Raw genomic sequence first — 9,428 nt, forward strand, 5'->3', positions numbered from 1 at the left:
TTCCGCCGGTCTTTGCGGTCGGTCTTCGCGGCCGGTTCTGATGCGCTCGGACTTCGCGGTCAGTCCCTGCGGTCAGTCCCTGCGGTCAGTCCCTGCGGTCAGTCCCTGCGGCCGGTCGCGGCGATGCCGACGCCGAGGCCGATCATCATCAGGCCGCCCGTCCCGCCGATCATCGCCAGGCGGCGCGGGGAGCGGGCGAGCCAGGTGCGGGCGGACGCGGCGGCCAGCCCCCACACGCTGTCCAGCACCAGCGCGAGCAGGCAGAAGATCACGCCGAACAGCGCCATCTGCACCTGGACGTGCCCCGCGCTCCGGTCCACGAACTGGGGAAGGACGGCGGCGAAGAACACGCTGGTCTTCGGGTTGGTGACCCCCACGACCAAGCCCTGCCAGAAGGCGCGCCGGTCGGTGCCCTCGCCGTCCGTCTCCGCGAGCGCCTCGCTGAGCCTGCGCCGCTGCCGCAGCGCCTGGACGCCCAGGTAGACCAGGTAGGCGGCGCCGACCAGCTTGATCGCGTTGAACAGCAGCGCCGACTCGGCGACCAGCGAGCCGACGCCGAACGCGACGGCGGTGGAGAGCGTGAGCGCGCCGACCTCGTTGCCGATGACGCTGGTGAGGGCCGTCCGGCGGCCGTGGGCGAGCGCGCGCCCGACCACGAACAGGACGGACGGCCCGGGGATGAGGATGATCGCGACGGCCATCGCGCAGAAGGCCAGCAGACGTTCGGGGGACATCATGGCGCGAGAGTACGCTTCGCCCGAATAGTCCGGCGAGTGGGTTTTGACTGGTGAGACGCCCTCTCGGGTCGCTCCCACGACTCCCCGGAACGGCCGCGCGATCCCGGAACGACCGCATGTCCCCGGAACGACCGCACGTCCCCGGAAGGGCCGCACGTCCCCCGGCACAGCCGGGAGGCCCGGCCCGGCGACGTGAGAAGCGGGCCGGGCCGGGCCGTCGCGAGGGTCAGGCGGGCTGGTGTTCGGGGGCTCCGGCGCGGACGGAGTCCGCAGTGCCGTGCTCCTCGCGGGCCGCCGTCCGGCGGGCCAGGAGGCTGGACGCGACGACCAGGCCGAACCCGCCGACGCCGAGCAGTCCGCCGACCCATCCCGTCGAGGTGTAGCCGAACCCGGCGTTGATCGTGAGGCCCGCGAGGAACGGGCCGATCGTGTTGCCGAGGTTGAACGCCGCGATGTTGGCGGCGGACGCCAGCGTCGGCGCGCCCTTGGCGACGTCCAGCACGCGGAGCTGGAGCGGCGCGACCGTCGCGAACCCGGCCGCGCCGAGCAGCAGGATCCCGACGATCAGCGTCGCCCGGTCGTGCGCCGCCGGGATGAACAGGAAGGTCAGCAGGGCCGTCACGCCGATCGTCCCGTACAGCGCGGGCATCAGGGCGCGGTCGGCGAGCCGTCCGCCCAGCAGGTTGCCGGCGAAGACGCCGACCCCGAACAGGATCATCACGACGGGCACCGCGCCCTCGCCGAACCCGGCGACGTCGGTCATGGTGGCGGAGATGTAGGTGTAGACGGTGAAGACCGGCGCCCAGCCGAGCACGGCCATGCCGAGCGCGAGCCAGACCTGCGGGTTGCGGAAGGCGGCCAGCTCGCGGCGCAGCCCGGTCTCCGGGCGGGGCGTCCGCGGGACGAGCGCGGCGACCCCCACCAGGCCGATCACGCCGACCACCGCGATCGCCCAGAACGTGGAGCGCCAGCCGTACTGCTGGCCGAGCCACGCCCCCGCCGGGACGCCGAGGACGTTGGCGATGGTGAGTCCGCTGAACATGAGGGCGATCGCCCCGGCCCGCTTCTCGGGCTTGACCAGGTCGGCGGCGACGACGGCCCCGACCCCGAAGTAGGCGCCGTGGGAGAAGGCGGCGAGGATCCGGCCCACCATGAGCACGCCGTAGGACGGCGCGGTGGCCGACAGCACGTTCCCGGCGATGAACAGGCCCATCAGCGCGAGCAGCATGCCCTTGCGCGGCAGCCGCGCGCCGAGCGCGGTGAGCAGCGGCGCGCCGACGACGACGCCGAACGCGTACCCGGAGACCAGCAGGGCGGCGGTGGGGATCGACGTGTGGAAGTCGCGGGCCAGGTCGGGCAGCAGCCCGTTCGGGGAGAACTCGGTGGTGCCGATGCCGAAGGCGCTGATGGCGAGGGCCAGCAGGGCGAGAGGCATGGGGATCCTTCCGGTTAGACTTGGTGGCGTACGCAGGTAACACGCGGAAGCATTAGTTGCACGCGCTGGTTATTTGCACACGCCGACTATATGCGTGTGCAAGTAAAGCCCGTCAACCGGGAGAGGGGTGAGCCATGTCACACGACGCCCAGATGCGCGCCGGGGGCTGGCGGACGCTGGCCGCGCTGCACGCCCGTATCGAGGACGAGATCGAGCGTGCGCTGCAGCGGGAGCACGGCCTCGCGGTGAACGAGTTCTGCGCCCTGCACCACCTGTCCAAGCCCGGGACGGGGAACATCCGCATGCAGCAGCTCGCGGACGTCCTCGTCCTCAGCCAGAGCGCCACCACCCGGCTGGTCGCCCGCCTGGAGGAGCGCGGCCTGGTCACGCGCGCCCTCTCCACCGAGGACCGGCGCGGCATCTGCGCCCAGGCCACCGACGAGGGCCGCGCCCTCATGCTCCGCGCCACCCCGACCCACAACGCGGCGCTGGAGTCCGCCCTCGCCGGGGCCGCCGACCTCCCGGAACTCAAGCCCCTCGTCGCCGCCATCGAGGCCATCGGCGGCAACGCCTGACCCACCTCCTCCGCCGCCCGACTCCCCTACCGGCACCGTCCGGGGGCTCTCCGAGAAGTCCGCGTGAGGTCAGGGGGCACCAGGCCGCTTGACGATCAGCCGGCGGGCGCTTGGGCGGACGGTCGCCGAAGCGCCCGCCGGAGTCGTTTCGGCGGACGCTTAGTGCGCTGGCTGGTCAAGGATCGGTGTGGCCGCCGGCAGGGCGGCCGACTCGTCTAGTGCGCGGGCTGGTGGAGGACGGGTGTGGCCGCCAGGAGGGCGGCCGTCTCCGCCGCCGTCGCGGCGATGGCGTCGGCCGAGCCGAGCGCAGGGGCGTCGGCCGCGTCGAATGCGGCAGCCCCGGCCGCGTCGAATGCGGCAGCCCCGGCCGCGTCGAATGCGGCAGCCCCGGCCGCGTCGAATGCGGCAGCCCCGGCCGCGTCGAGTGCGGCGGCCTCGGCCAGGTCGAGAGCGGTGGCCGGCAGGTCGTCCACGACGCGTCCGTCCGCAAGGACGTGCGGCGGCCTCGGCCAGGTCGAGAGCGGTGGCCGGCAGGTCGTCCACGACGCGTCCGTCCGCAAGGACGACGACGCGGTCCGCCACCCGCCGCGCCACCCGCAGGTCGTGCGTCACGAACACGATCGCGAGGCCCTCGTCCCGGCGCAGTTCGTCGAGCAGCGCGAGGACGTGCGCCTGGGTGAGCACGTCGAGGCCGGTCGTCGGCTCGTCCGCCAGCAGCACGCGCGGCCGGGACGCCAGGGCCCGCGCGAGCGCGACCCGCTGCCGCTCCCCGCCCGACAGCGTCGCCGGACGCCGGTCCGCGAGCCCGGGATCGAGTCCGACCCGGGTGAGCAGCGCCTCCACGTCCCCGTCCACGGCCGTGCCGTCGGCGGCTTCGGCGGCCTCCGCGACCACCCGGCGGACGGTGTGCCGAGGGTCGAAGGAGGCGAGGGCGTCCTGGAAGACCAGGCCCGTGCGGCGGCGCAGGGCACGCCGCTCGCCGTCGCGCAGGGACCACACGTCGCGACCGTCCGCGACGACGCTCCCGTCCTGGGGACGGTCCAGGGCCGCGAGCACGCCGACCAGCGTGGACTTCCCGGACCCGCTCCGTCCGACGACCGCGACGGCCTCCCCCTCCCGGACGTCGAGGTCGATCCCGTCGAGCGCGACCGTCGTCCGCCCGCGCCCGTGGCCGCCCAGCACGCGCCGCACTCCGCGCAGCGACAACGCCGCGGCTCCCTCTCCGCCTCCGCCTGCGTGGGTATCAGGAACGTCCGCGTCCGCGCCTGACACGTCCGCGTCCGCGCCTGACGCGTCCCGGTCCGCGCCTCGCGCCGTCCCTCCCGCGTCCGACACCGAGCGGTCCGCGAGCGGTGGACGCGGCGGTGGTTCCAGGCGGGCGGCGGCGACCAGGGAGCGGGTGAAGGTGTGCTCGGGGTCGGCGAGGACGGTCCCGGACGGGCCGTGCTCGACGACGCGTCCACCGGTGATGACGGCGATCTCGTCCGCCCAGCGGCCCGCGACGGCGAGGTCGTGCGTGATCAGCAGGACGGCGCGGCCCTCGTCGCGGGCCTGGGCGCGGACGGCGTCCAGCACCTCCGCCTGCGTCACCGGGTCGAGCGCGGTGGTCACCTCGTCGGCGACCAGCACGTCCGGGCCGAGGACGGTCGCGAGCGCCAGTGCGGCGCGCTGCGCCTGCCCGCCGGACAGCTCGAACGGCCGCGCGTCCCACACGGCGTCCGCGTCCAGTCCGCAGCGGCGCAACGCCTCCCGCCCCCGGTCCCGCAACGCGTTCCCGGTCGCGTCCTGGGAGCGGTGGGCGCGGAGGGTCTCGGTGAGGTGGCGGCCCACGGTGATCGTCGGGTTCAGGCTGGCCGTCGCGTCCTGGAAGGCGTAGCCGACGCGGCTCCCCCGGACGGCCCGCAGCTCCCGTCCGGACAGCGACAGCAGGTCGGGGCCGCCGTCGAGCGTGATCGAGCCGCCGACGCGCACCCCGTCACGGTGCAGTCCGACGATCGACCGCGCGGTCAGCGACTTGCCGCTCCCGGACGGCCCCACCAGCGCGACGACGCGTCCGCGCGGCAGCACGAGGTCGAGCCCGTCCACGACCCGCCGCCCGGCACCCGCCGCGGCCCGCCTTCCGAGGAAGCGGCGTCCGGGGCCGGTGCCGTCGGGGACGTCCACCGTGAGTCCGCTGATGACAAGCGCGGCGCCCACAGGCCCGCCCGCGGAGTCGCCCGCAAGCCCGCCCACAGAGTCGCCCGCAGGCCCGCCCACCGAGTCGCCCGCAGGCCCGCCCACCGAGTCGCCCGCAGGCCCGCCCACCGAGTCGCCCGCAAGCCCGCCCGCAGGCCCGTGCGCCAGGGAACTGTCGCTCACCAGGCCCTCCCCTCGCCGCGCGCGAACGCCGAGGCCAGCACGTTCACCGCGAGGATCGTCGCGACCACGCACGCGGCCGGGAACGCGACGGTGTACCACTCGCCGGTCAGCAGGTGCTGCTGCGCCTCGGTCAGCAGGTTCCCCCAGCTCGGCCGGTTCGGCGGGACGCCGAGGCCGAGGAAGCTCAGCGTGGACTCGGTGAGGATCGCGTGCCCGACCTCGAACGCCGCGATCGACGCGATCGGCGGCAGCGCACCGGGCAGCAGGTGCCGCCGCAGCACCTGCCACCGCGAGAGCCCGAGCGCGTACGCCGCGCGGACGTACAGCCGCTCGCGCTGGCTGAGCAGTTCGGCGCGGGCGGTGAGCGCGACCGGCATCCAGCTCGTCGCGGCGATCGCGACGACGACCGTGCCGAGGGACGGTCCGAGCAGCGCGGACAGGGCGAGCGCGACGATCAGCATCGGCACCGAGAGCAGGACGTCCGCGACCCGCGAGACCGCGGCGGACACCCACCGCGGGCCCGCGGCGGCGACGGCCCCGAGCAGCACCCCGGCCGCGACCGTGACCGCTCCCGCGAGCAGCCCGGCGGCCAGCGACGTCCGCGCGCCGTACAGCAGGCGCGCCCACAGGTCGCGGCCGAGCAGGTCGGTGCCGAGCGGATGGCCGGGCGAACCGGGCGGCAGTCCCGTCGCGCCGGTGTCCGTCGCGATCGGGTCGTGCGAGGTCAGCAGCGGAGCGGCGACCGCCGCCAGCGCCATCGCGGCAAGGACGAGGCCCGCCGCCCACATCCCGGGCCGTCCGGCGGGCATCCGGAACGCGAGCAGCCCGCGCCGCGAGGGGCCGACACCGGCATCGGCACCGGCATCGGCACCGGCATCGACACCGGCATCGACACCGGCATCGACACCGGCACCGGCGCCGGGACCGGCACCGGCCCGCGCATCGGTGAGGTCAGTGCGCATGGGCGGGCTCCAGCTTCACGCGCGGGTCGAGCCAGGCGACGGCGAGGTCGCCGAGGAGGTTGGCCGCGACCACGATCAGGCCGGTGACCAGGACGATCGCCGTGAGGACGGGGTAGTCCTGGCTCTGCGCGGCGAGGATGGCCTGCCGTCCGACGCCGGGCCAGGAGAAGATCAGTTCGGTGGCGTACGCGCCCGCGACCAGGCCGCCGACGCCCACGCCGAGCCGGGCCGCGAACGGGACCAGGCCCGGACGCAGCAGGTGGCGCGGCACGACGACGCGTCCGGGGAGGCCGCGCGCGCGGGCGTTGTCGACGTGCGGGGCGGTCCGGAGCCGTCCGACGCCGGTCTCGACGAGCCGGGCGTACGCGCCGAAGTGGTGGCCGAACGCGAGCGCCAGCGCGGGCAGCACCAGGTGCGGCAGCAGCACGCCGGCGGTGACCGGGCGGCCGGGCTGGGACACCCCGCCGGACGGCAGCCAGCCCAGCCACGCGGAGAAGATCCAGAGCAGCAGCAGCGCCACGACGAAACCGGGCATGCCGCCGACGGCGAACAGCGCGGTCTCGATGCCGCGCCGCAGCCAGGCGCGGCGGGTGAGCGCGGCGGCGAGGCCGACCGCGACCGCTCCGACGACGCTGACCAGGACGGCCGCGCCGGTGAGCAGCAGCGTCCACGGGACGGTGTCCGCGAGCACTTCCGACACCGGGCGGCCCGTCTTGTAGGACGTGCCGAAGTCCCCGTGCATGGCGTCGCGGACCCACCGTCCGTACCGGACGGGCAGCGGGTCGTCGAGGCCCATGGAGTGCCGGAGTTCGGCGACGGCGGCGGCGCTCGGCGGACGTCCGCCCGACCGCGCCTCCAGGATGTTCGCCGCCGGGTCTCCCGGGGCGGTGTCCAGGAGGGCGAAGCACAGCGCGGACAGGGCGGCGACGACCGCGAGGGCCGTCACCGCCCTGCGCCTCAGGACCAGGACCACTTCTCGGCGTTCCAGAAGAATCCGTAGCCGTGGTGGCCCAGCGTGCGCTGCTGCGGCCCCTTCAGCGTGGTCGGGACGGCGTTGTCGGTCTTGAGGTAGGAGATCCAGACGAACGGCGGGTCCTCGGCGAGCGCCTTCTGCAGGTCGGTGTAGGCGGCCTTCCGGACGGCCGGGTCGTCGGTGTCGCGGCCCCGGGCCAGCGCCCGGTCCACGTCCGGGTTGCTGTAGGAGCCGTAGTTGGATCCGCCCTTGGCGAGCGCCTCGCTGGACGAGAACGGGCCGTAGACCGAGGAGTCCGGGTCGTAGGGGGTGCCCCAGCCGACGACGAACGCGTCCAGGTCGCCCCAGTGCTTGCGCACCCAGTCGCGCGGGCGCGGGTTGGGCCGGACGTCGAATCCGGCCTGCTTGAGCTGGGTCGCCGACACGTTGAGGATCGCGACGCGCGCGGAGTCCTCGGCGAACGTGGTCAGCTCGAAGGCCACCGTCTTGCCGTCCTTGGCCCAGAGGCCCTGCCCGTCCTTGGCGTATCCGGCGGACGTCATCAGCTGCTCGACCTTGGCCGGGTCGTGGGAGAACGGCGCGGGCTCGGACTTGTAGGGCGACTCGTCCAGCGGTCCGGTCGCGGGGCTGCCCTGCCCCTTGAGGACGCTGCTGACGATCGCGTCGCGGTCGACCGCGAAGTTCATCGCCTGCCGCACCTTCCGGTCGGCGAACACCGGCTTGCGGAAGTTCAGCATCAGCGCGCGGTAGTCGGCGGTCGGGTAGGTCTCGACCCTCACCCGCTTGACCTTCCCGACCTGCGCGACCTGCTGCGGCTGGACGTGCGCCGCGTCCACCTCGCCGGTCTTGAGCTGGATGAGCCGCGCGCTGTCGTCCGGAACGTACTTGACGACGATCTTCGGCAGTTTCGGCCGGCCCTCGTAGTACCCGTCGAACGGCACCAGCTCGGCGTACTGGCCGGGCTTGTAGGTCGTCAGCCGGAACGGCCCGGCCCCGACCGGCCGCCGCCCGAAGTCGGCGTCCGTCAGCTTCCTGCCCTGCAGGACGTGCTGCGGCAACAGGCCGACCGACATGGCGTCCAGCAGCGGCGCGAACGGGCGGCTGAGCTTGAGCGTCGCGGTCGTCGCGTCCGGGGTCTCCACGGACGCGACCGACGCGAAGTTGCGCGACAGCGGGACCTCGGCCCCGGCCCGCTTCATCTCCTCGATCGTGAACCGGACGTCCGCGGAGGTGAGCGGCTTGCCGTCCTGCCAGGTCAGGCCCTTGCGCAGGGTGAAGGTGTAGGTCCGCCGGTCGGGCGAGACCCGCCACGACTCGGCCAGGCCGGGCACCACCCTGTTGGCGGCGTCGTGGCGGGTCACCCCGCGGAAGACCATCTCGGTGACCGGGTCGATGTGCTCGTCCTGGAGGACGGGGTTCAGCGTCTCCGGCTCGTCCCCGATCGCGTAGGTGAACGTCCCGCCGGACCTGGCGGCGCCGCTGCCGCCGCTGCCGCCGGCGCCCCCGCAACCGGCGACCGCCAGGGCCGTCGCCACCCCCATGACCAGCGCTGACTTTCGCATACGTCTCCTAGTTGCATATATCTCGCAACAAGGACCCTAGCAAGGGAGCGCCCGGGACGCCGAGTCGGCGACCACTTACCCCACCGTCCGGATGCATGCCGGGCGGCGACTCACCCCCGCAGGTCGGGGCGCAGGGCGGAGCGGCGGATCTTCCCCGTGGACGTGCGCGGCAGCTCGGCCAGGAAGTTCACCGTCGCGGGCACCTTGTGCTCGGGCAGCCGCGTCCGCGCCAGGTCCAAAAGCTCGGCGAGCAGCGCCATCTCGTCCGCGCCGCCGATCGCGACCGCGTAGGCGTGCAGGCCCCCGGCGGACGAGCCGTCCGGCACCACCGCCACCTCGACCAGCCCCGGATGCTGCCCGAGGATCCGCTCGACCTCCAGCGGCGACACCCGCCGCCCCGACACCAGGACCTGGTCGAGCACCCGCCCGTGGTGGTGGACGAACCCGTCGCCGTCCACGTGCACCAGGTCGCCGGTGCGCAGCCAGCCGTCCTCCGACAGCACCTCGGCCGTCCGCCCCGGCTTGCCGAGGTACCCCAGCATCACCGACGGCCCGCGCACGTACAGCACGCCCGGCTCCCCCGGACGGGCCACCCGCCCCTGCCCCGCCTCGCTGCGGACGGAGATCTCGTACGGCTCCAGCGGCACGCCGAGCGTCCCGCGCCGCCGCCTCTCGACCGTGTTCGACACGAACGTGTGCCCGACCTCCGTGCTGCCCAGCCCGTCCAGCACCGGGCAGCCGAGCACCCGCTCGACCCGCGCCGCCAGGGCCGGCAGCAGCGGCTCGCCCGCCGACGCCGCCGCGCGCAGCGACCCGAACGCGCGCC

Annotated in this window: 8 protein-coding genes; 1 reads left to right on the forward strand and 7 read right to left on the reverse strand. The window is 74.5% G+C overall.

What is annotated here, in order from left to right; all coding sequences use genetic code 11:
* Nucleotides 1-98: 98 nt before the first annotated feature.
* Entirely contained in the window at nucleotides 99-737 is a 639-nt protein-coding gene (locus DZF91_RS12855) for a LysE family translocator (RefSeq protein ID WP_117357709.1), read from the reverse strand.
* Nucleotides 738-963: 226 nt separating this feature from the next.
* The gene (locus tag DZF91_RS12860) at nucleotides 964-2,172 is read right to left on the reverse strand and encodes an MFS transporter (RefSeq protein WP_117357710.1); all 1,209 of its coding nucleotides are present in this window, start codon (nucleotides 2,170-2,172) and stop codon (nucleotides 964-966) included.
* 134 nt (nucleotides 2,173-2,306) lie between these two features.
* On the opposite strand from DZF91_RS12860, the gene DZF91_RS12865 reads away from it, so the two are divergent.
* Nucleotides 2,307-2,747, forward strand: a complete 441-nt coding sequence (locus DZF91_RS12865) for a MarR family winged helix-turn-helix transcriptional regulator (RefSeq protein WP_117357711.1) — start codon at nucleotides 2,307-2,309, stop codon at nucleotides 2,745-2,747.
* A gap of 159 nt (nucleotides 2,748-2,906) precedes the next feature.
* Here DZF91_RS12865 and DZF91_RS12870 read toward each other — a convergent pair whose 3' ends face one another.
* The 5 genes from DZF91_RS12870 to DZF91_RS12895 all read right to left on the reverse strand — a co-directional run.
* Nucleotides 2,907-5,105, reverse strand: a complete 2,199-nt coding sequence (locus DZF91_RS12870) for an ABC transporter ATP-binding protein (protein WP_158587929.1) — start codon at nucleotides 5,103-5,105, stop codon at nucleotides 2,907-2,909.
* Nucleotides 5,102-6,067 carry an ABC transporter permease gene (locus DZF91_RS12875; RefSeq protein WP_328589160.1) on the reverse strand — a complete coding sequence of 322 codons (966 nt, stop codon included), beginning with the start codon at nucleotides 6,065-6,067 and terminating at the stop codon, nucleotides 5,102-5,104. Before DZF91_RS12875 ends, DZF91_RS12870 begins: the two co-directional genes overlap by 4 nt.
* Nucleotides 6,057-7,013: an ABC transporter permease gene (locus tag DZF91_RS12885; protein WP_235834244.1), complete on the reverse strand. Its 957-nt coding sequence runs from the start codon at nucleotides 7,011-7,013 to the stop codon at nucleotides 6,057-6,059. The genes DZF91_RS12875 and DZF91_RS12885 overlap by 11 nt, the downstream gene beginning before the upstream one ends.
* A gap of 11 nt (nucleotides 7,014-7,024) precedes the next feature.
* Nucleotides 7,025-8,602, reverse strand: a complete 1,578-nt coding sequence (locus DZF91_RS12890) for an ABC transporter substrate-binding protein (protein ID WP_235834245.1) — start codon at nucleotides 8,600-8,602, stop codon at nucleotides 7,025-7,027.
* Between the two features lie 110 nt (nucleotides 8,603-8,712).
* On the reverse strand, nucleotides 8,713-9,428 hold a 716-nt coding region (locus DZF91_RS12895; RefSeq protein WP_147341124.1), incomplete at its 5' end, for a class I adenylate-forming enzyme family protein.

The organism is Actinomadura logoneensis (assembly GCF_003428695.1).
In the GTDB taxonomy this organism is placed as follows: domain Bacteria; phylum Actinomycetota; class Actinomycetes; order Streptosporangiales; family Streptosporangiaceae; genus Spirillospora; species Spirillospora logoneensis.